The sequence below is a fragment of the Phycisphaeraceae bacterium genome (assembly GCA_019636555.1).
In the GTDB taxonomy this organism is placed as follows: Bacteria; Planctomycetota; Phycisphaerae; order Phycisphaerales; family UBA1924; genus JAFEBO01.
In genome coordinates this window covers 205,398-226,629 of the sequence record JAHBXH010000001.1, presented here as the reverse complement: position 1 = coordinate 226,629, position 21,232 = coordinate 205,398, and the positions used below count along the sequence as shown (strand labels likewise).

The 21,232-nt window shown below is 63.1% G+C and carries 15 protein-coding genes; 11 read left to right on the top strand and 4 right to left on the bottom strand.

Annotation, left to right across the window (positions count from 1 at the left end; genetic code table 11):
- Positions 1-498: 498 nt before the first annotated feature.
- The 3 genes from mutM to KF691_00855 all read right to left on the bottom strand — a co-directional run bounded on the left by mutM (position 499) and on the right by KF691_00855 (position 3,251).
- A complete protein-coding gene (gene mutM / locus KF691_00865) occupies positions 499-1,353 on the bottom strand; it encodes a bifunctional DNA-formamidopyrimidine glycosylase/DNA-(apurinic or apyrimidinic site) lyase (protein MBX3387983.1) in 855 nt (284 codons plus the stop codon).
- A gap of 43 nt (positions 1,354-1,396) precedes the next feature.
- Positions 1,397-1,864 (bottom strand): tRNA adenosine(34) deaminase TadA, encoded by a 468-nt coding sequence (gene tadA / locus KF691_00860; protein ID MBX3387982.1) that lies wholly within the window; start codon positions 1,862-1,864, stop codon positions 1,397-1,399.
- A 247-nt stretch (positions 1,865-2,111) separates the two neighbouring features.
- The gene (locus KF691_00855) at positions 2,112-3,251 is read right to left on the bottom strand and encodes a twin-arginine translocase subunit TatC (GenBank protein MBX3387981.1); all 1,140 of its coding nucleotides are present in this window, start codon (positions 3,249-3,251) and stop codon (positions 2,112-2,114) included.
- A gap of 176 nt (positions 3,252-3,427) precedes the next feature.
- On the opposite strand from KF691_00855, the gene KF691_00850 reads away from it, so the two are divergent.
- From KF691_00850 to KF691_00805, 10 genes are all read left to right on the top strand, one after another.
- A complete protein-coding gene (locus tag KF691_00850; protein ID MBX3387980.1) occupies positions 3,428-4,036 on the top strand; it encodes an RNA polymerase sigma factor in 609 nt (202 codons plus the stop codon).
- A gap of 339 nt (positions 4,037-4,375) precedes the next feature.
- Positions 4,376-4,984: a hypothetical protein gene (locus tag KF691_00845; GenBank protein ID MBX3387979.1), complete on the top strand. Its 609-nt coding sequence runs from the start codon at positions 4,376-4,378 to the stop codon at positions 4,982-4,984.
- Positions 4,985-5,092: 108 nt separating this feature from the next.
- Entirely contained in the window at positions 5,093-6,277 is a 1,185-nt protein-coding gene (locus KF691_00840) for a PDZ domain-containing protein (protein ID MBX3387978.1), read from the top strand.
- A 254-nt stretch (positions 6,278-6,531) separates the two neighbouring features.
- Positions 6,532-7,473 carry a prepilin-type N-terminal cleavage/methylation domain-containing protein gene (locus tag KF691_00835; protein MBX3387977.1) on the top strand — a complete coding sequence of 314 codons (942 nt, stop codon included), beginning with the start codon at positions 6,532-6,534 and terminating at the stop codon, positions 7,471-7,473.
- Between the two features lie 561 nt (positions 7,474-8,034).
- Positions 8,035-10,269, top strand: a complete 2,235-nt coding sequence (locus KF691_00830) for a hypothetical protein (protein ID MBX3387976.1) — start codon at positions 8,035-8,037, stop codon at positions 10,267-10,269.
- 247 nt (positions 10,270-10,516) lie between these two features.
- Positions 10,517-12,268 carry an endonuclease gene (locus tag KF691_00825; protein ID MBX3387975.1) on the top strand — a complete coding sequence of 584 codons (1,752 nt, stop codon included), beginning with the start codon at positions 10,517-10,519 and terminating at the stop codon, positions 12,266-12,268.
- 343 nt (positions 12,269-12,611) lie between these two features.
- A complete protein-coding gene (locus KF691_00820; protein ID MBX3387974.1) occupies positions 12,612-14,846 on the top strand; it encodes a hypothetical protein in 2,235 nt (744 codons plus the stop codon).
- Positions 14,847-15,106: 260 nt separating this feature from the next.
- Positions 15,107-17,338, top strand: a complete 2,232-nt coding sequence (locus KF691_00815) for a hypothetical protein (protein MBX3387973.1) — start codon at positions 15,107-15,109, stop codon at positions 17,336-17,338.
- 244 nt (positions 17,339-17,582) lie between these two features.
- On the top strand, positions 17,583-18,257 hold the full coding sequence (locus KF691_00810; GenBank protein MBX3387972.1) for a hypothetical protein: 675 nt from the start codon (positions 17,583-17,585) through the stop codon (positions 18,255-18,257).
- 41 nt (positions 18,258-18,298) lie between these two features.
- Positions 18,299-19,825, top strand: a complete 1,527-nt coding sequence (locus KF691_00805) for a glycosyltransferase family 4 protein (protein MBX3387971.1) — start codon at positions 18,299-18,301, stop codon at positions 19,823-19,825.
- 13 nt (positions 19,826-19,838) lie between these two features.
- Here KF691_00805 and KF691_00800 read toward each other — a convergent pair whose 3' ends face one another.
- A complete protein-coding gene (locus KF691_00800; GenBank protein ID MBX3387970.1) occupies positions 19,839-20,258 on the bottom strand; it encodes a hypothetical protein in 420 nt (139 codons plus the stop codon).
- Between the two features lie 397 nt (positions 20,259-20,655).
- On the opposite strand from KF691_00800, the gene KF691_00795 reads away from it, so the two are divergent.
- The gene (locus tag KF691_00795; GenBank protein MBX3387969.1) at positions 20,656-21,213 is read left to right on the top strand and encodes a hypothetical protein; all 558 of its coding nucleotides are present in this window, start codon (positions 20,656-20,658) and stop codon (positions 21,211-21,213) included.
- Positions 21,214-21,232: the final 19 nt, after the last annotated feature.

The following is a 21,232-nucleotide window of genomic DNA, read 5'->3' as shown; positions in this document are numbered from 1 at the left end:
GGGCGGCACTTTTCATTTGGAGAGCGCGCAAGTACTTTGATTTGAGGACTTTTAAGAAGCTCTCATGAAGCGACCGGGGCGGAAGCGACAGGACCTGTGGAAAGAGTGTGGAGAACGCGCCGGGTTGTGGCGCGATTGAGCAGAGTTGGGGGTGTGACTCTGCACAAGCGACAGCGAGCGACCGATTGAAACGCGCGCCGGACAGCGCGAGCGACACGGAAACGACACGTTGTGCAGGTGTGTCGTTGGCGCGCAAAGCTATGGAATCGCGAGACTTGCGTGATGCTTGTGGAAATCATCCACGGAGCGCCAGCGCTTGTCTCTACGACTATTAGTTTCTTCTCTTTCAAAGAGAGAGAGGGATTCACTCCGGCAGATGAGGCGGATCACGAGAACGTTTTCACGGGATGGTCGCTCGAGATCAGGTTTGCATGTGGAAACGTTGTTGGGGACCGGCTTGACGGTGGGGAGACGGGCGGGCGTGAATTCACCGCGGATTCATGTCAGGGGCTGGCAGAGCGGGCAAAACACGGTGGCACGCTGGGCGAGTCGGCTGGAGGCGAGGGAGCCGTTGCAATTGGTGCAGGATTTCCCGACTCTTCCGTAGACCGCGTGAAGGAGTTGAGCGGTGCCGGCGCGGCCGTTCGAGTCGGCGTAATTGCGGAGCGTGCTGCCGCCGGCGGTGATGGCGCGGGCGAGGATGAAGCGGATGGCGCGAGCGAGGGCGGCGAGTTGCGAGTTTGTGAGCGTGCTCGCGAGCGTAGAGGGGTGGATGCGGGCGCGGAAGAGAGATTCATCGGCGTAGATGTTGCCGACGCCGGCGAGCGCGGATTGATCGAGGAGGAGTGACTTGATGGGGCGGTGTGAATCGGCGCAGGCGTGGGCCAGATCGCGCGCGGAGAGTGTGAGTGCATCGGGCCCGAGCGTGGACCAGCGGTGTTGGAGGAGCGCGCGTTCGGATGGATAGGTGGAGAGACCACCGAAGCGGCGCGGATCGATGAAGAGAAGTTGGGAGTTGTCGTCGAGTGTCCAGAGCGCGTGGGTGTGTGGGGGAATGTCGGATTTCGGATGTGGGATGTCGGATTGAAGAAGGAGAAGACGGCCGGACATGCCGAGCTGGATGCAGAGCGTGCGGCCGTCGGAGGCGATGACGGCGAGCTGCTTGCCGCGGCGGGAGAGAGAGGAAATGCGGGCGTGTTGGAGGAGGCTGCGCGGGGATGCCTTTGTTGGCGTGCCGCGGGGGGAAAATGAATCGCAGATGTCGGCGCGGAGAAGAGATGCGCGCGAAATGGTGCGGCCGATGAGCGGCGCGAGAGAGAGGCGGGTGCGCTCGACTTCGGGGAGTTCGGGCATGGGAAGAGCGGCAAAGATGCAGAATGGCAGAAGAGAGCAATTGTCAGAAACCGGATCGTTGGGCGCGAAGGCCGCGGAAGAACGAAGTGAGCAACTCGGAAGATTCGGCGGCGAGCACGCCCCGCACGACTTCGCAGCGGTGATTGAGGCGCGGGTCTTCGAGCAGGTTCATGAGCGTGCCGGCGGCGCCGGCCTTCGGGTCGGCGCCGCCGAAGACGACGCGCGGGATGCGGGCGTTGACGATAAGGCCGGCGCACATCGGGCAAGGCTCGAGCGTGACGTAGAGCGTGCAGCGTTCGAGGCGCCAGTCGTCGATGGCGCGGCAGGCCTGCTGGATCGCGAGAAACTCGGCGTGCGCGAAGGGGGATTTGTCGGTCTCGCGCCGGTTGTGAGCTTCGGCGAGGATCTGGCTGTCGCGGACAACCACGGCGCCGACGGGGACTTCGCCGAGCGCTGCCGCGGCGCGGGCGAGGTCGAGAGCGCGGAGCATGTGGTCGGTATCGGTTTGCACGCGGGACGTTCAGTTCAGGAGGACTCGTGGAAAGGGCAGAGAGAACGCGGAGTTGCGGAGAGCGCGGAGTCTCGCGGAGAGGAAATGGGAGAAGAGAGTCTGGGAGACGAATCCTGAATGCTGGTCGAAAGATATTGCGGGCTGCACAACTCCGCCGTTCATATTCTGCCGCTTTCTTGATCCCCGGCTTTCTCCGCGTAATTCCGCGTTCTCCGCAGCGTCGCGTTCGCTCGAATAGATTCTCGAATCAACCCTCAACCGGTTCGCCGTCGAGTTCGCGGTCTCGATCGCGTGCGAGGCGAGACGCGGGAAAAAGCCGGAGCATCACGATGCCGAATTCGTAGAGCAGGTAGAGCGGGAGCATGAGGATGATCATGCTGATCGGATCGGGCGGCGTGAGCAGCGCGGCAATGATGGCGATGACGAAGAGCGCGTGTTTGCGATAGCGCGCCAGAAACGCCGGCGTCACGATGCCGATCCAGCCGAGCAGGAGAACGACGACAGGAAGCTGAAACCCGGCGGCGAACGCGAGCGCGAGCCCGAGGAACGTATCGACCCACTCTCTGATGCGCGGCTGGAGCACGATGCCGGTCGAGGTCGAGAGCGCGGTGGAATAGATGCTGACGGTGCCGTTTGCGGCGCCGAGCGCCACGCGGAGTTCCTTGAGTTCCGAGTTGAACCACGCGTCGCCGGGTTTGGGCGCGGGCGGGTCCGCGGCGAGAACCGGGAGACTAAGGAGCGAGACGTTCTGCGGGAGCGGCGCGACTGCGACCTTTTCGGGGCTGACGGTTGCGCCGAAGTGCACAAAGAAGTGCAGCATCACGGGAAGCACGACAAAGTAAAGAAAGAGGCAGGAGAGCATGGCCAGCAGAATGCTCATCGGGAGGAGCATGGTGACGAAGCGCTGCTCGTAGCGATAAAGACCCGGCGACACGAATTTCCAGACTTGCCAAAGGATCCACGGGAAGCCAAGAAGGATCGCGCCGACGGTCGAGATCTTGAGATAGGTGAAGAATGTCTCGAACATCCCGGTCGCGAGCATGCTCGGCGACAAACCTTCGGCGCGGAGTGCGCGCTGCACAGGCCAGATGAGCCAGTTCAGGATCGTCGGCCCGAAGTAGAGGCTTGCGAGGAAAAGGATGCCCACGCCGATGAGGGCGTAGATGATGCGTGTGCGGAGTTCTTCGAGATGGTCCCCGAGCGACATCACGGCCTGGGCGTTCTTTGGCTTGCGACGGGCCAGGCGTGTTTCGATGATGGAAGGCGGGTCTTTGTCGGGGGGCGGGGGTGGGGGAGGGAGAGCAGACGGTGGGTCGCGATCGATGACCGCGCGCCGGTCGCTCGGGCGTCGAATGACCGGTTCGGGTGTTTCGGGCGAATCATCCATCGCGGAAGGGTATTGAGGCCTGGAGGGCTCTTCTCGGATTCTGTGCGGGATGAGCGTACGGGTTTGCGACGGATGAACCCGGGCGGCGCATCTTCGGAACAAGAGGTGTGAGGATCGATGGCGTTGAGCGGCCGGGGCATTTCCGGGCTCAGCGCTTTGGCGGATTGGTTGCCGGGATGAACGAGGACCGAAACTCCAGCTCGGAGCACGAGCTCGAACCGCCCCCTGTTGCGGCCGAGCGGCGGCACGCGCTGCGCCTCTCATCCGAAGATCACGACGAACTCAAGCGGCTCTGGGAAGAGAACCGACGCTGGGTCGCGGCGTTGCTCCTGACGCACAAGCCGCGCTGGGCGGATCTGGAAGATCTGCTCCAGGAGGTTGCGGCGACGCTCGTCGGCAAGGGGCACGAGATCCGCGATGCGGCGATGCTCAAGCCGTGGTTGCGCACGGTCGCGACCAATGTGGCGCGCCTGGCGGCGCGGCGCGGCAAGCTGCGTTTGCACGGCTCGCTCGATGCGCAGGAAAACGAAGGCGGGCACGAGAACACGGTCGAACCGATGCCGAGTGCGACGCCGACGCGGCGCGAAGAAGCGGCGCGGCTGCTCGAGCTCGCCAAGAAATTGCCGGACGGATATCGCGAGCCGCTGCTCTTGAAGAGCGTGCAAGGCCTGAGCTATCGCCAGATCGGGAACATTCTGGGAATTCCGGAGACGACGGTCGAGACGCGGATTGCGCGCGGGCGCAAGCAACTGCGCGAGATGGCGGAGGAATCGGCGAAGAGTTGAGACCACAGCGGGAGAGAACGCGGAGTAACGGAGGATGCGGAGTTTCGCGAAGAAAAAGGGATTGTTTCGATCGCACTTTGGACGCACATGCCGCTGATCGAGCGTGACAGGTCCCAATCCCCCGGTCCGAAGTACGCAGAATTGCTGTTCAGAAACACCCGCTTGAGAGCCGTTCACTGCCAGGCCGGGCTTTCTCCTCGAGATTCCGCAAGACCCTGCGGTGCCCAAGGGCTGAAAACGCGGGCATTTTCCGGACGCTCTTTGTGTGAGCGATCGATTGCCGCGGCGACGGAACGGGGCGGCCGGCGCATCTTGGTGTGATGGAAGGGCGGAGTTTTCATGAGCATGGCAGAAAAAGACATCCTGATCAGCCGCGTGGTGGATGGGGCTGCGAGCGCGGGCGACTGGGTCGAGCTCGACATGATCGGCGCGGGCGATCCTTCGCTCTGGCGTGAGCTTGCGCAGGCGCAGCGCGACAAGCAACTGCTGGATCGGGCGGTGGGGGAAGCGATCTCGGTCGCGGACGTTGTCGAGCTGCCGGCGGTCGAGTGGCAGCCAAAGCGGCTCAGCGTTCCTCAGTGGACGGGCTGGGCCGCGGCGGCGGTGCTGGCGCTCGCGATGTTCGTCGTGCCCAAGTGGGGGACTTCGACCGGCGGCAATACGGCGCAGTTCTTCCCGCCGGCGCAGGGGGAAGAGCAGACGCCCGATGCGGCGCTGAGTTCGTATCTCGCGAAGGGCAAGGACACGGGGCGCGTGATTCGGCAGCTGCCGGACTTTGTTGTGCTCGAGTCGGCGCCCGCGGCGGACGGTCGCGGTTACGACGTCGTGTATTTGAGGCAGATCGTGGAACGCGCTCGGGTGGAGAGCGTGAACAGCTACCAGGTAGACGAGGCGGGGCGCAGGATCCCGCTGCCGGTCAAAGTGATCGAACCCAAGAAACCGTTGTGAATGAACGCGCCGGGGAGCGCGAGAAACAGCATGTGCACGTCCGGATTTTCTGAAGAAGTCGAGAGGTGAACGGAAATCGGACGAGCGGAATTCCCAAGGAGCTTTGTTATGGAACTGTGGCTGAAGCGGATCGGGGCGTTGAGCGCGAGCGTCGGGCTTTGCATGGTGCTGGCGGCGGGGAATGCCGCGAGCGCGCACGGTCCCGAGGAAGAAGAAGAAATCAAGGGCGATTTCAGCAAGCCGCTCGGGCAGAACGAGGACCACGGTGGGAATTTCTCCCGCTCGGTGATGACGACCGTGGACGGGGGCGACACGTTCACGATCGAGAACAACAACGGCAAGATCACCGTTCAGAAGAACGGCGAGAAGCTCTCCAAGAGTCAGTACCGCGTCAAGGGCGGTAGTGTCGAGATCCTCGACGGCGACGGGAACGTCGTGAAGACGCTTCCCGGGAGCATGAATCCGGGCGCGGCGCACAAGATGCGATTCATGGCGCCGCGGGCGCCCGAGGCGCCGCCAACTTCCGATACGGCGCGCGTCATCGTGCGCGGTGCGCCGAAGGTAATGCTGGGCGTGACGATGAGCGACGCGGACCCCGAGGTCCTCGAACAGATCGGTGTCAATAACGGTGGTGTGGTGCTCAACAGCGTGTCGGAAGGCCTCCCCGCGGACAAGGCCGGACTCAAGGCCAACGACGTGGTTGTCGAGGCCGATGGAAAGCCGCTCGGCGGCTACGAGGCGCTGCGCGAAGCCCTTAAGACCAAGAGCCCCGGCGACGAACTCGTGCTCAAGATCTACCGCAAAGGCGAGAGTCAGACGGTCCGTGTGAAACTCGCGAAGTACGACCCGGAAAAGATGAATTCGCTGATCAGGATCACGCGCTCGGCCGACGAATCGGTCGATTCCGAGGAGATCGTTGAGATTCTCAAGGGCGTCGAGGAGCAGGTCAAGGTGCAGGTGGAAGCGCTGCGCTCGCAGCTCGACTCGGCCGACTGGAACAAGGTGCGCGATCAGGTCAGCGCGGCGCTCGCCGACGCGATGAAGCAGCTGGAAGAAGCCCGCAAGCAGGCGGCAGAAGCCGGTGAGATGGGCGCCAAGTGGTGGCAGGAGCACGGCCAGAACATCCGGATTCCGCAAGGTTGGATGCAGTTCACCACGCCGACCCCTCCCCCGGCGCCGGGGCAGGCGATGCCGCGCCAGGACGTGGGCGACAAGCTCGACAAGTTGAGCGAGCAGCTCGAGAAGATGAACAAGCGGCTCGACGCGATGGAAAAGCAGATCGAGAAGAAATGAACGCCGCGCGATCGGGCATGACCCATCCGCAGTGAGTTGGAAAGACGGAAGAACACCGGGCGGCAAGCCCGGCGCCACGGAAGTTCATCCCGAGTTTGCCCGTGCGGTTCTCCCCAGCAATCGCGCGGGGAACACCTCCTCAGTCCACGGACCGGCCGGAAGACCGGCCCGTGGCTTTTTTGGCGCGCTCAAAGTGCAGCGTTGCTTGACACAGGAGCGATACTGGTGTGAGGAGGTGGATGCGGAGCAGGACCATGCGGCGCCGTGCGTTCACGCTGATCGAGTTGCTTGTGGTGATCGCGATTCTGGCGATCCTGCTTTCGCTGCTCGCTCCGGGGCTGAAGATGGCGCGCAAGGGCGCGATGAACACCAGGTGCGCCGCGAATCTCAAGCAGCTCAACACGGCGTGGCAGATGTACCTGGGCGATTTTCGTGTCTTTCCTGTGCCGCGAAGCAAAGACATCGCCAAGTGGATCGAGCCAGGAAAGTGGCCGTCCGCCGGTGCGCCGCTCGGTCTGATGTCGAGCGTGACGTGGTCGTACGGAGGGGTGCACTGGTTTGGCACGACCTCGAGCGGCACGCCGGTCGCGCCGTTTCCGGCGGCGGACCCGCAGCGGCCGATCAATCAATACGTTGAGAACGGGCAATTGATTCGGAGCAAGCTCGAGGTGTTCCGGTGTCCGCTCGACAACGGATCGTGGGACAGCTTCACCGATCGCCAGAACATCTGGGTCAAAGTCGGTCCGGCGGCCGCGGGCGGCGTCGGCGGCGCGGTCGGAACGACTGTGTACGAACAACTCGGAACCAGTTATGACGCCAACGACTGGATGTACTGCGTTCCGGGCTCGCGCACGGGGCTTGCGGTGCCGGGATGCGACGAATTGAGCAACTTCGCCTGGTGGCTCGGGCCGCAGCACCTTGTCACGACACCGTCTCGATTCGTCGTGCTCGGAGACAGCGGCGTCATGATCGCGGGCAGGTACTCGCTCGACTACATCCAGCAGACACCGAAGCGCTCGGGCTGGTGGCACGGAGTGCAGTTGGGCAATCTCGCGTTCTTCGACGGCTCTGTGCGCATGACGCCGATGGGCGATGTGACGACGGAGCGCTACTCGTTTTACATGGACGAGGGAAAACACGCGGGTCTCGACTCGAAGGGAAACGCGAGCTACCGGGTAGTCGCGGGGCGACAATAAGCGGCGCGCGCAAGATACAAGAATGAATATATTTTAATAACAGCCCGCGATCGGTCGGGGTGTGCGCACCCCCTCGCAAATAACTAGAACACGACTCGACGAATTGCATTCCCTGTTACAGCGACGTGGCGTCTTAGTCGATGTCGGCTTGGGGGAGCAGCGCGGAGCGCGAGAGTGTGAAAACGGCCGCGGAGCGTCGAAGTTCTCGGACCGCAAAGGCGCGGTTGGACATGAAAAGGCCTGAATTCAAGAGTGGATGACCTGTGGAAAGCCTTTGTTTTTCGACACGTGCAACAAATGGGATTGACAGGGGTTAGGCCCGGATGTATGGTGAACGCCGGACAGTTCTCGTCGGGGGAGTTCGAAGGGAGATTCCTTTTTGGAAGATCTTGAGTCGTTGGTGTGAAGCCTTCGCCGGACGAGAGGCGGTCTCGTCGGCGGTGTTTGTTTCATGCAGCGCAGAACTCCCACGCCGGGTTCGGTTCAAATTGTGTCACTGAAGGACGAGTCTCGTTTGTGCTTTGTGTGTGGTTTGCGCAAACCCTTTTTGGAGGTGTCTCAATGGATCGGAAGAAGTTTGCCCTGTTGCTTTTGGGCGCTGCCGGTGCGGCATGCACGGTGGCCATCGCGGACGAAGTGGATCGCGTTGTCGATCGCCACTCGCCCAAGAAGGTTCTGATGGACGACAAGGACTCCGGCATTCGCCAGCCGGGCGGTACCTTCGGCGATCGTGCGATCAACATCGTCGTTTTCAACGGCTCAACGACCTCGTTTACTCACAACGGGTTCTCGCTGGGCAACTGCTCGCACATCCTCGAGGACATCAACCTCACCCCCGGTCCGTACGGCAGCTCCTTTGGCGGCACCCGCACGATCACGGGCATGGAATACTCCTACGGCCTGACCGGCTCGGCCGCGACGTGGGACATGCGCTTCTCGTTCTATCGCCCGAGCGACGCCACCATGGCTGGCTTCAGCGGCGACGGCACGAGCATGATCAACCCGGCCGCGACGCCCTACTACACCCTGACGGTGACGGGCTTCGACACGAACATCTGCCCGGGCTTCACCACGCGTACCGGCTACTTCCTCCTGCCCAGCGAAGTCGAGATGCCCGCGGGCGACTCGTTCCTTTGGCTGGATGCGGCGTTCGTTGAGCCCGGCACTCCCGGCACGGCTCCCTTGACGAGCACCAACCTCTTCCAGACCAACATCGCGACGACGCGCACGTACTTCTTCTACGGCAACAACACCGGCGCTCTGCTCGGCGCCACGTTCGCTGCCGGCACGTCGTACACGACGGCGCAGTTGAACACCGCCGGCAGCTCGGCGAGCCCCGGCTACGGCAGCCCGCAGTACGGCCGCGACATCAACTTCAGCGCGACGTTCACCGGTCAGTCTTGGGCCAGCACGGCCGGCCTGACCAACGAACTCCGCTACATCAACGCTCTCCAGGCGGGCACGACGCAGACGGTTTCGTACGTCTTCGGCCTGCTGGGTTCGGTTGATTCGCCCCCGGCACCGTCGGCGACGAGCCTGAACAGCGGCAGCTTCCTGCCGGACGGCATCGTCAACGTGAACAACTCGCTGAGCACGGCGACCAAGTTCCGTTGGTACAAGTTCAATACCCAGAACGACATCTCGTACGCGCAGACGACGTTCATGGATATCGACACCGAAGGTTCGGCTGTGCCCACCTCGTTCGCGGTGTACACCCCGGACTCTCAGGTGTTCGACATCTCCGAAGGCCGCGGCGATGGTCCGGACCCGGATCGTCCGTCCCAGCTGGACAACCAGGTGATCTCGTACGGCGTCGCACGTCGTCCGGGCGTCGGCAATGGCCAGCAGTACTCGGGTCAGGAAGGCGAATTGCCGGCGGGCGAGTACTACCTCGCGGTGGCGATTGCCGGGTCGGGCTTCGGTGACGGCTGGGTCGTCAACGCGGCGGACCCCGTCGTTTCGACCGCGTACTCGCTCAACTTCAACAACAACAACCGCAAGACGATCCCGGCTGGTCCGGCGGTCTCACCGGCGCTCGCGGCGGGTGCCGATCTGGCCATCCTCCTCGGTGGCACGCAGACCACGACCGACCAGGACGTTCCGGCTCGTGCGGTGGGCTTCGTCCGCTTCTCGCTGACCAACCCGCTCCCGACGACCGGTCAGTTCAACCAGAGCGACTCGTCCCCGCTGTCGGATGTCACCTACATGGACATCACGCAGCCGGGCTCGTCGGTCGTGGGTGAATGGAACTTCTGCCTCTACAACAACAACGGCCTGCTCGCCAACGGCACCAGCATCAGCTACGCGGGCGCCGGCTTCAACAACAACAACGGCGGCGGCGACGGTCCGTACGGCTGCGGCGGTACTTTCGCCCAGCTCTCGTACGGCACGGCGGCAAGCCGCGGCCAGACCCCGCTCGATCCTGATCAGACCACTCTCGGTCTGCCTCTGAACAACCAGAACGGCAGCACACTGAACAGCGATCAGTACTACCTCGCGGTGACGATGGGTACGGCTCTCTTCGCCAACGAGCGTTGGGGCGCCCGCAGCACCCGCGGCAGCTCGCTGACTGCTGTGATCTCGGTCGACAGCGACAACCGTGGCCCGAACGGCGGCTGCCCCGCCGACTTCAACGGCGACGGCGGCGTCGACGACACGGACTTCGTGTTCTTCGCGAAGTACTACAACGACCTGGTCAATCCGGCCGGCGACATCGACGGCTCGTTCGACGGCTTCACCGACGACAGCGACTTTGCTGTCTTCGCCGCGGCCTACGACGCGCTCGTCTGCTTCTAATGCCCAGGGCATCGGAAGTCTCATGAGTTGAACGACGGGGGCCCTCGAAAGAGGGCCCTCGTTCTTTTGGTGTGAGTATCGAAAATGAAGACCGGGTCAATAACAGCGGTGAATATGCGGAAACTGTGAAAAAACGACGGAATCCAGCGCCTGAAACGACCGGACGCGCCCTCTTGTGGAACAATTGTTAAGAGCCGCAGCTTGCGGCAGCTCGGAAACAAGTCAGTTCATCGAGGCAACGAGAGACATGAAGAACCAGTCGTGCAGCGTTCGTATCGAGCGAGCCGTCGGACTCGCGGTGATGGTGTTGGTTGCTGGCGCGGCCTCGGCGGATCCATACGACCCGCCGGCGAATTACTACAGCGGCGTGAGCGGCACCGGCGCCACGCTCAAGTCGACGCTGCGGACGGCGATGAGCACGGGGTTCATTTCGCGCGACTACGGCGATGCGCGATTCGGACTTCCGGTCGTCGACCAGGACCCCAATGACGCGAGCCGTGTCATCCTCGTGTACACCGGCGTCTCGGTGCCGTCGGTCTGGGACAGCGGGATCACGTGGAATCGCGAGCACACCTGGCCGGAGAGTTATGGCAACACGAGCACGAGTGCGCCGCAGTACAGCGATCTGCACATGCTGCGCCCCTGCAACATGAGCGTAAACAGCAGCCGCGGCAACAAGCCGTACGGGCTCGACGCCGGGCTCTGGGATCCGACGCTTGGCGCATCGCCGATTCAGTATCGGGGCGAGTGTTCCCGCGCGATTTTTTATGCCGCGACTCGTTACGGCGATCCGACCGGGTCCACGACGACGGGCAACTTTCAGGTGACGGATTCGGGATGGGGAACCGGCATCTCGAAGATGGGCAAGCTTTCGTATTTGCTCCAGTGGCACTTTCAGTATCCGGCGGACGAGCGCGAGCGCCGCCGCAACCAGACTGTGTACTCGCAGGCGCTGAATCCGGCGCACTATCAGAACAACCGCAACGGCTTTGTGGACCACCCGGAGTACGTGTGGGCGATCTGGGGAACGCAGGCGAACGACTCCACGCTCTACGTCGGCGGTTCACCGAACGCGGACGGCTCGTCCGTCGTGAACGTGCAGTATGGTCCGGTGATCACTGGCGCGCCGGCGTTTGGCACGCAGAACGTGACGCTGAGTAAGAGCGGCGCGACGCCGACGACGTTTGACATTTCGGTCTCGGGAAGCGCGACGTGCGCGCAGGCCGGTCCGAGACAGGCGTTTGCCTACAGCGCCGCCACGCGATCGTTGACCGTGGGAGTGAGCACGTCCGGCATCGGCGTCTACAGCGGCGCGATCACGATCGACAACACAGACCTGACAAGTTTCGGACCGGGTCAGGGCGTTCAGGACGGGAACGACACGGTGAATGTCAGCGCGGTGATTCTCGATCACGCCGCGCCCTCGTTCGTGAGCGGATCAAGCGTGTTGTCGCAGACGATCGATTTCGGCACGGTCAACCGCAATTCGGGCGTTCACACCGCACCCGTGTCGATCGTCAACCGCAGTTCGACGGCGGGATTGACCGCCGCGCTCGATGTGGATTCGGTCGGCGCCGTTGGAACACCGAGCGAATCGGTGGCGGTAATCGGAACGACACTCGGTTCAACGAACAACATCGGAGAAGGAAGCTCGCTCGCCGGCGAGGTTTCGCTCGACAGCGCTCAGCCCGTCGGGAGCTACCAGGTCGTCTACACCATCGCGACCAGCGACGAGAATCTGCCGGGCGCGATTGCGGGCCCGAGCCTGACGCTGACGGTGATCGGAACGATCGTCGCGGCATGTCCGGGGGACATCAACAGCGACGGATTCGTCGACGACACCGACTTCGTGCAGTTTGCCGCTGCGTACGACCTGTTCGATTGTGCAGAGCCGTCCATGCCCGCCGGCTGTCCGGCGGACTTGACGGGAGACGGATACGTGGAGGACAGCGACTTCGTGCAGTTCGCGGCGGCGTACGACTCGTTCATTTGCCCGTAATCCAAACCCGGGTCTGTTCGGCGGGGCCAAGGGGCTCAGCCCGGCCAGTCCGATCCAATCCCACGCACCCGCTCGCGTTCGGCGCGAGCGGGTTTGTTTTTATCGAGATGGGGAGCACTGCGTTCCCGAGAAACCCGCAGCGAAGGTGCCCGCATCCGTACCGAGAACCGGACACCCACACCCAACCGCTCCCAAACCACCACTAAAAACGAAACTATTTTCGCAAATTCTGTCTGTTTGTGCCTCGGATTCCGGGATTCCGTGGTATTTATTCGTATTCGCGTCCGATTTCTCAGTCGTTCAGCTCGGAACGTGGGGCAAGAACTCCAGGGAGGTTTGGCCTATGGATCGCAAGAAAGTTGGTATGTTTTTGGCAGCCGCGGCGGGCGCCGCGTGCACGGTGGCGATCGCGGATGAAACCGATCGTCTGCTCGACCGGAATTCGCCCAAGAAGACGATGGCGGATCTTGAAGAACTGCGCTTTCAGAGTGCCGGAGGCACGTTCGGCGACCGCGCGATCACGGTGGTCGTGTACGACACGGCGACTTCGTCGTTCACCCACAACGGGTTTTCGCTGGGCAACTGCTCGCACATCCTCGAGGACATCAATCTCAATCCCGGTCCGTACGGCAGCTCATTCGCGGGCACGCGCTCGCTCACGGGCGTGCGATATTCGTACGGCCTGACGGGCTCGGCCGCGGCGTGGGATATGCGGTTCTCGTTCTACAGCCCGAACGACGCCACCATGGCGGGATTCAGCGGCGACGGCACGAGCATGATCAATCCGGCCGCAAGCCCGTACTTTGTTCTGACGGTCACGGGATTCGACACCAACATCTGCCCGGGCTTCTCCGCGATTTCGGGGCTTCTGAATTTCACAGCCCCGGTGGACATGCCGACGGGTGAGTCATCTCTTTGGCTGGACGCGGCGTTCGTTGAGCCCGGCACTCCCGGCACGGCTCCCTTGACGAGCACCAACCTCTTCCAGACCAACATCGCGGTGACCCGGACATACTTTGTCTTCGGTAACAACACGGGTTCGCTGCTCGGGGCATCGTTCGCCGCGGGAACTCCTTACACCACGGCGCAGTTGAGCAACGCCGGCAGTGCCGCGAGCCCCGGTTACGGCAGCCCGCAGTACGGTCGCGATATCAACTTCAGCGCGACCTTCAGCGGCCAATCTCAGGCAAGCACCGGCGGTCTGACCAATGAGCTTCGGTACATCAACACGGTGCAGGCCGGCACCACGCAGACGGTCTCGTACGTCTTCACTCTCTTTGGTTCTACCGATTCACCTCCGGCACCGTCCGCGACGAGCCTGAACAACGGCAGCTTCCTGCCGGACGGGATTGTCGCGACGGGCGGAAACCTCACCACCGCGAACAAGTTCAAGTGGTACAAGTTCAACACCCAGAACGAAATCTCGTACGCGCAGACGACGTTCATGGATATCGATACCGAGGGCTCGGCGGTGCCGATGTCGTTCGCGGTCTACACGAACGATTCACAAGTCTTCAACGTTTCGTCCGGACGCGGCGATGGTCCGGACGCGGCACGTCCGTCGGATCTGAATAATCAGCAGCTCTCGTACGGCGTTGCGCGTCGTCCGGGCGTCGGCAACGGCGAGCAGTATTCGGGTCAGGAAGGGATTCTGCCGGCGGGCGAGTACTACCTCGCGGTGGCGATTGCCGGGTCGGGCTTCGGTGACGGCTGGGTCGTCAACGCGGCGGACCCCGTCGTCTCGACCGCGTACTCGCTCAACTTCAACAACAACAACCGCAAGACGATCCCAGCCGGCGCGGCGGTTTCTCCCGCGCTCGCGGCGGGCGCCGATCTCGGCATCCTGCTCGGTGGCACGCAGACCGCGGCCGCCCAAACGGTTCGTCCGCGCGGGTTCAGTTTCATCCGGTTCTCTTTGACCAACCCGCTCCCGACGACCGGTCAGTTCAACCAGAGCGACTCGTCCCCGCTGTCGGATGTCACCTACATGGACATCACGCAGCCGGGCTCGTCGGTCGTGGGTGAATGGAACTTCTGCCTCTACAACAACAACGGCCTGCTCGCCAACGGCACCAGCATCAGCTACGCGGGCGCCGGCTTCAACAACAACAACGGCGGCGGCGACGGTCCGTACGGCTGCGGCGGTACTTTCGCCCAGCTCTCGTACGGCACGGCGGCAAGCCGCGGCCAGACCCCGCTCGATCCTGATCAGACCACTCTCGGTCTGCCTCTGAACAACCAGAACGGCAGCACACTGAACAGCGATCAGTACTACCTCGCGGTGACGATGGGTACGGCTCTCTTCGCCAACGAGCGTTGGGGCGCCCGCAGCACCCGCGGCAGCTCGCTGACTGCTGTGATCTCGGTCGACAGCGACAACCGTGGCCCGAACGGCGGCTGCCCCGCCGACTTCAACGGCGACGGCGGCGTCGACGACACGGACTTCGTGTTCTTCGCGAAGTACTACAACGACCTGGTCAATCCGGCCGGCGACATCGACGGCTCGTTCGACGGCTTCACCGACGACAGCGACTTTGCTGTCTTCGCCGCGGCCTACGACGCGCTCGTCTGCTTCTGACGTCGTTCGAGGTTTTTCGTTCTCGATTCGCAAGGGCCCTTTCGTGGCCCTTGCTTTTTTTGGCTCGGAGAAAAACCTCCGGAAGGCTCCCTCCCGCCCATAACCAAAACAAGACCTCGACAAGCCAAACTAAGTGAAAAAAAACTCAGAAACTGCCGGTTCCGGGGAGCGAAAAGCGGCGATCCTGTGGTATTCCTTAAGACACTGTGTGAGAGGTACTTCATTCATTGGTGGCAACCCGGGTTACGGAGGTTTGATTCATGAAGAGGACGAGTCTCGGTTTGATTTTGACGATGGCGGCCGGTGCTGCGTGCACGACGGCGATGGCGGACGAAATCGATCAGGCGCTCGGCGTCAATGCGCCGAGCAAGGTGGAAGTCGACGATGTCGATTCGTTTATTCGCCAGCCGAGCGGAGCGTTCGGCGATCGCGCGATCAACATCATCGTTTACGACGGCGCATCGACGTCGTTCACGCGTAACCGGTTCTCACTGGGCAACTGCTCGCACATTCTCGAGGACATCTCGCTGGCGAACGGTCCCTATCAGCCGGGCTACTCGGGCACCCGGACCCTCACCGGCTTTCAGTACTCCTACGGCCTGACGGGTTCGGCCGCGGCGTGGGACATGCGCTTCTCGTTCTACCGCCCGAGCGATGCTTCGTTCGCGGGCTTCGGTGGCACCGGCACGAGCATGGTGAACACGAGCGCGACTCCGTACTACACGCTCACGATCACCGGCTTTGACACCAACATCTGCCCGGGCTTCACCCGGCGTTCGGGATTCATCTCCCTGCCGAGCAACGTGGACATGCCGACGGGCGATTCGTCGCTCTGGCTGGATGCCGCGTTCCTTGAGCCCGGCACACCCGGCACGGCTCCCTTGACGAGCACCAACCTCTTCCAGACCAACATCGCGACGACTCGTACGTACTTCCTCGTCGGCAACAACACCGGCGCGCTCCTCGGCGCGTCGTTCGTGGCCGGCACTCCGTACACGGTCGCGCAGCTGGACAGCGGCGGAAACCCCGCGTCGCCCGGCAAGAACAATCCGGCGTACGGACGCGACATCAACTTCGACGGCATCTGCGCCGGTCAGTCGCAGGCCAGCACGGCGGGCACGACCAACGAACTGCGCTACATCAACTCGGTGCAGTCGGGCACGACGCAAACCGTGGCCTACGTCTTCGGACTCGTCGGCTCGGCGGACTCGCCCCCGGCCCCGACGGCGGAAAGCCTCAACACCGGCAGCTATCTGCCGGACGGCATCGTGTCCAAGTCGGGCAACTTGACCACCGCGAACAAGTTCAAGTGGTACAAGTTCAACACGCAGAACGACATCTCGTATGCGCAGACGACGTTCATGGATATCGACACCGAAGGCTCGGCGGTTCCGATCTCCTTCGCGATCTACAACGATCAGTCGCTGGTCTTCAACGTGTCGGAAGGTCGCGGTGACGGCCCGGATCCGCGTCCGTCCAGCAATGACGGACAAGTGCTTTCGTACGGTGTGGCGCGTCGCCCCGGCGTCGGCTCGGGCGAACAGTACTCCGGCCAGGAAGGCACGTTGCCCGCAGGCCAGTACTACTTGGCTCTCGGCGTCGTCGGAACAGGTTACGGCGACGGCTGGGCCATCAACGCGGCTGACCCCGTCGTCTCGACCGCGTACTCGCTCAACTTCAACAACAACAACCGCAAGACGATCCCGGCTGGTCCGGCGGTTTCGCCCGCTCTCGTCGCAGGCGCCGATGTCGGCGTGCTGCTCGGCGGAACGCAGGCCTCGGGCAGCCTGAACATCCGTGCCCGGTACGCGGGATTTGTCCGCTTCTCGCTGACCAACCCGCTCCCGACGACCGGTCAGTTCAACCAGAGCGACTCGTCCCCGCTGTCGGATGTCACCTACATGGACATCACGCAGCCGGGCTCGTCGGTCGTGGGTGAATGGAACTTCTGCCTCTACAACAACAACGGCCTCCTCGCCAACGGCACCAGCATCAGCTACGGTGGCGCCGGCTTCAACAACAACAACGGCGGCGGCGACGGTCCGTACGGCTGCGGCGGCACCTTCGCGCAGCTCTCGTACGGCACGGCGGCAAGCCGCGGCCAGACCCCGCTTTCTCCTGATCAGACCACTCTGGGCAAGCCTCTGAACAACCAGAACGGCAGCACCCTGAACAGCGATCAGTACTACCTCGCGATCACGATGGGTACGGCTCTCTTCGCCAACGAGCGTTGGGGCGCCCGCAGCACCCGCGGCAGCAACCTCACTGCCGTCATCTCGATCGACACCAACAACCGTGGCCCGAACGGCGGCTGCCCCGCCGACTTCAACGGCGACGGCGGCGTCGACGACACAGACTTCGTATTCTTCGCGAAGTACTACAACGACCTGGTTAATCCGGCCGGCGACATCGACGGCTCGTTCGACGGCTTCACCGACGACAGCGACTTTGCTGTCTTCGCCGCGGCCTACGACGCGCTCGTCTGCTTCTAACTTCTGATCCTCACAGCCCCCTTGGGTTTTTGCGCGAAAGGGGACTCCGAACGGGGTCCCCTTTCTTTTTGCGCGCTGGTTGTGCGCGATATTCTGAACATTGATGAATCGCGTTCAACCAGCAACAGCCGCGGCACCGGGGATCGGGCGGTTTCGCCGAGCCGCGGTGCACGCCGGGTCCGGTGTTGAGCGGATAGCGCGTGCGACTGGCAGGGTGGCAAGGGGCCGGCACGGGTCCCTCGCCATGCTCGGCGTTTGGCTCATCGGTGCGATCTTTGTGACCTGCGCGTTCTTCTACGGCCTGACGCTCCGAACGCCATCCTGGTTTCAGAGCGAAGCGCGAAAAGCTTCCGAAATGCGTCGGATGGCGCAGCGTGTGGAGAATCGGTTGATTACCGAGGCCTATCGGTTTCGGGGCGGTCCGACACTCGAGCCCGACGGGTCGCGTCGGACCGGAGACAACTGGCGTATCCGCGTGACGGAGGAAGAGGCGACGGCATGGATCGCGGCGAAGCTCGGGGAATGGCTCGCAAACCGGGATCCGCCGGCAAGGATTCCGCCGGAGATCAGCGAGCTGCAGGCCCACTTTGGATCCGGTCGAGCGTGGGTTGCCGGGCTTCTTGATGACAGGGTGTACGCGGTTTCAACGGGATTTCGGGCGAACGAAAAGGGCCTGTGGTTTTCCGGCGCTCGCGCCGGGATCGGCAGCCTGGCATTCCCGGTTTCGTGGGGCGCGATGGGATTTGTCGGGATGGACGATTCCGGCGTCGGCGGCTGGGTTTGGCGGTTGCTGTCGGGGCGCGAGCCGTTGCTCCCCGGCGCCACAATCCGCCTGGAAGACGGGCGTCGTGTTCGCGTGATCGCGGTGCGCGTGCTGCCGGGAGCGATCGAAGCGGAATGCCGCACCGAAGCGCCCTAACCGGATCAAGGGCTGGTGACGCCTCGGCCGACAAGAGAGGAATGAATCGGCCCGGGTTGCTCATCATTCTTCCTTGCGGGATGACGGTGGGGGGCGTGACCAGTTGGGCGGTTCGGATCGCGAATGGGCTGAGCCGCGAACGAGCGTGCGGGCTGGTGCTGCACCGGCCGGCATCTCACGCCGCCCCGTGGTATCCAAAGCTTGAACCGGCGGTGCGCGTCTTCGATCTGAGCCGGATCGCTCCGGTCGAGAGCGCAAACGGCGAAATCGAGTGGTTGGTGCGCGAATACCGGGACGCGGCACGCGCGATGGGCGGGCGGGTTGTTCTGTTCCCGACCCTGCTCGGCGATTGCTTTGGCGCGTGCGCCGCGCTCACGCAAAGCTCTCTTGTAGACGTTCGATTGGTGGGCTTTGCGCACAGCGACAACGGGTATGACGCGCGGGTGATCGAGCACTACAAACCGGCTTTGAACAAAGCGGCGGCGGTCAGTGCGAGACTCGCCGACACTCTGCGCGCGCGATGGCGCGGACGAGAACGCGACGTGCGGTTCATTGCCACAGGCATCGAGGCCGGCGGCACGCGGACGCCCGCGTCGGGAATTCGGACGATCGTGTACACGGGCCGAATGGACGAAAACGTCAAGAGGGTCAGTGCGCTGATTCATATGTCCGACGCGCTCCGTGCGCGCGGAGTCGATCACGCCCTTCGGATTGTCGGGGATGGTCCCGCGGCGGAGGCCGTCGACCGGATGATCAAGGAGAGGAGCGGCGAGCCGGCACGGCGCATCGAGCGGGTTTCCGCCGCGACGCCCGAGAGGGTCCGGGAGTTTCTGCGTGCGAGCGAGTTCTTTGTTCTGCCCTCGCGATCGGAAGGGCTGAGCGTGTCGATGCTCGAAGCGATGAGCGAGGGCTGCTGTTGTGTCGTCCCGTCGCAACATTCGGGCGCTTCGGAGGCGATCGAAAACGGCGTGAGCGGTGTGCTGCTTGCCACCGATTCGGCGGCGTCGGCGCGGAGTGCGGGCGAGGATCTTGCCGCGGCAATCGCGAACGTTTCCGGGGAGCGAGCAGAAGCGATTGGTGCGCAGGCGAGAATCGTCGTGCGGGAGCGATTCGGCATCGCCGACCACCTGCGGGCGGTTTCGATGTTGATCGACGAGGCGGCGGAAGAAAACGCGAGGCGATGGCCGCGCGACAAGACCGCGGCGTTCACGGCGCGACCCGGCGAAGTCGGCAGCGGAACCGTGCCGCATGACGCGGACGCGCGGCTGCGTGAAGTGATGGACTCGCTTCGCGGGCGCAGCGTCGCGGTTCATGGGACCGGCCGGCACAGCATCGAACTGGCGCACGTGCTCAGCGACTACTCGAGCGAGATTCGCGCGTACGTGGACGACGATCCTTCCCGTCAGGGAATCGAGTTCCTCGGCAAGCCGGTGGTTTCGCCGCAGGAAGCAGGGCACCTTGGCGCAACGGATCTCGTGATCTCGTCAAGCCTGCATCAGGAAGCGATCTGGGCGCGGCGCGCCGAATTCGAACAAGTCGGCGTTCGCGTGCACCGTCTGTACGCTTGAGAGATTCCGGCGCTCAGGGACAAACGAGCGCGTTGTACGCCGGAACGAAGAGCACAAAGTCGGCGTCGTCGACGAGATTGTCCCCGTTGAGATCGCAGATCGGATTGGCCGGCGGGATGACAAGCTCGTTGTACGACACGATGAAGATCTGGAAGTCGAGATCGTCGACAAAGCCGTCGTTGTTGAAGTCTGCCGGGCAGGCGCCGATCGTCCACCAGAATCCGGCGGCGTGCGAATAGGACCCGCCCGTGGCGAACGGTGGCGCGAATGCTCCGGTCTCGCCGATCGTTCCGCTCAGGGTGTAGTTACCGCCCGAGGCATTCTGTCCGCCACCACCGGCGATCACGTGCGACTTTATGGCGTACTGCGCGGATGCCGCGGAGGCGAGAAGGCAAAGACCGGCGGCAAGAACGGCAAAACGAGCGGTGCGCATGGGAACCTCCTGACAATCAGAGCGAGAATTCGGGGAAACCCCACAGGCAGTGCGACTCCCGATGATTGAAAGGCTAACGAAAGGTCCCGGAATTGCCAAGCAGAAATGCCAAGAGCGAGCACGGTGGGGCGGAACGGAGAAGGCGCCCAAAAACAGCAACGCCCGATAACAATTAGCCAACGCTGGAGGAAAAGCGGTCGGAATGAATGAAGTGATTGGGGGCACCCGTGGTCGAGTCAGGAGGGGCCTAAGACACCCGCCCGCCCCTCCTGACTGGACCGCCACCCTGCCTTGATATGCGCGAAAAGGGGTGGCACGCCTTGGCCGGGAGAAACAAATATGTGAAAGAATTTTTCGATGAGATTCAGGGTGCGACCAAACCCATACTGTGACGAGCATGTTGGGCGAAGCTGAGAATGGGGGTTCAGCCAAGAACTCGGCCGTGCCGCCGGAGGCGGCGATTCTGTATCGGGATTTGCGGCGGTTGGCGGCGGGGTTGCTGAGTCGGGAAAACGAGGGGCACACGCTCCAGCCGACCGCGCTGGTTCACGAAGCATTTTTGAAGCTCGTCAACGAATCGGGTTCCGAGGGGGCCATGAACTCCTTGAGCGCGCTCGGGATTGCCATGCGGGCGATGCGCCAAGTGCTCGTCGATCACGCTCGCAAAAAGGGCACTATCAAGCGGGGCGGCCCGAAGAAGCCTCGGTCGCTGGACGGGTGCGACGCGGCGGACGAGCACGGGCTGCCGGCAATTGATGTGATCGCGCTGAACGATGCTCTCGAGCGATTCGAGAAGATCGACCCGCGCGCCGCCCAGTTGGTTCAGCTGAGGTTCTTCGCAGGGATGACCGTGCCGGAAGTCGCGGCGGTGCTGGGCATCTGCGTCTCGACCGCGGAGGACGAGTGGCGGGTGTCGAGAGCGTGGTTTGTGAAGCAACTGCAGGCGGCGGACTAGCGGCGCCAAGGACTCAAGT

Bases quoted from the DNA above. Each gene is read 5' to 3' on its own strand.
- mutM (MBX3387983.1), bottom strand. From the start codon at position 1,353: ATGCCCGAACTCCCCGAAGTCGAGCGCACCCGCCTCTCTCTCGCGCCG.
- KF691_00855 (MBX3387981.1), bottom strand. From the start codon at position 3,251: ATGGATGATTCGCCCGAAACACCCGAACCGGTCATTCGACGCCCGAGC.
- KF691_00850 (MBX3387980.1), top strand. From the start codon at position 3,428: ATGAACGAGGACCGAAACTCCAGCTCGGAGCACGAGCTCGAACCGCCC.
- KF691_00845 (MBX3387979.1), top strand. From the start codon at position 4,376: ATGAGCATGGCAGAAAAAGACATCCTGATCAGCCGCGTGGTGGATGGG.
- KF691_00840 (MBX3387978.1), top strand. From the start codon at position 5,093: ATGGAACTGTGGCTGAAGCGGATCGGGGCGTTGAGCGCGAGCGTCGGG.
- KF691_00835 (MBX3387977.1), top strand. From the start codon at position 6,532: ATGCGGCGCCGTGCGTTCACGCTGATCGAGTTGCTTGTGGTGATCGCG.
- KF691_00830 (MBX3387976.1), top strand. From the start codon at position 8,035: ATGGATCGGAAGAAGTTTGCCCTGTTGCTTTTGGGCGCTGCCGGTGCG.
- KF691_00825 (MBX3387975.1), top strand. From the start codon at position 10,517: ATGAAGAACCAGTCGTGCAGCGTTCGTATCGAGCGAGCCGTCGGACTC.
- KF691_00820 (MBX3387974.1), top strand. From the start codon at position 12,612: ATGGATCGCAAGAAAGTTGGTATGTTTTTGGCAGCCGCGGCGGGCGCC.
- KF691_00815 (MBX3387973.1), top strand. From the start codon at position 15,107: ATGAAGAGGACGAGTCTCGGTTTGATTTTGACGATGGCGGCCGGTGCT.
- KF691_00810 (MBX3387972.1), top strand. From the start codon at position 17,583: ATGCTCGGCGTTTGGCTCATCGGTGCGATCTTTGTGACCTGCGCGTTC.
- KF691_00805 (MBX3387971.1), top strand. From the start codon at position 18,299: ATGAATCGGCCCGGGTTGCTCATCATTCTTCCTTGCGGGATGACGGTG.
- KF691_00800 (MBX3387970.1), bottom strand. From the start codon at position 20,258: ATGCGCACCGCTCGTTTTGCCGTTCTTGCCGCCGGTCTTTGCCTTCTC.
- KF691_00795 (MBX3387969.1), top strand. From the start codon at position 20,656: ATGTTGGGCGAAGCTGAGAATGGGGGTTCAGCCAAGAACTCGGCCGTG.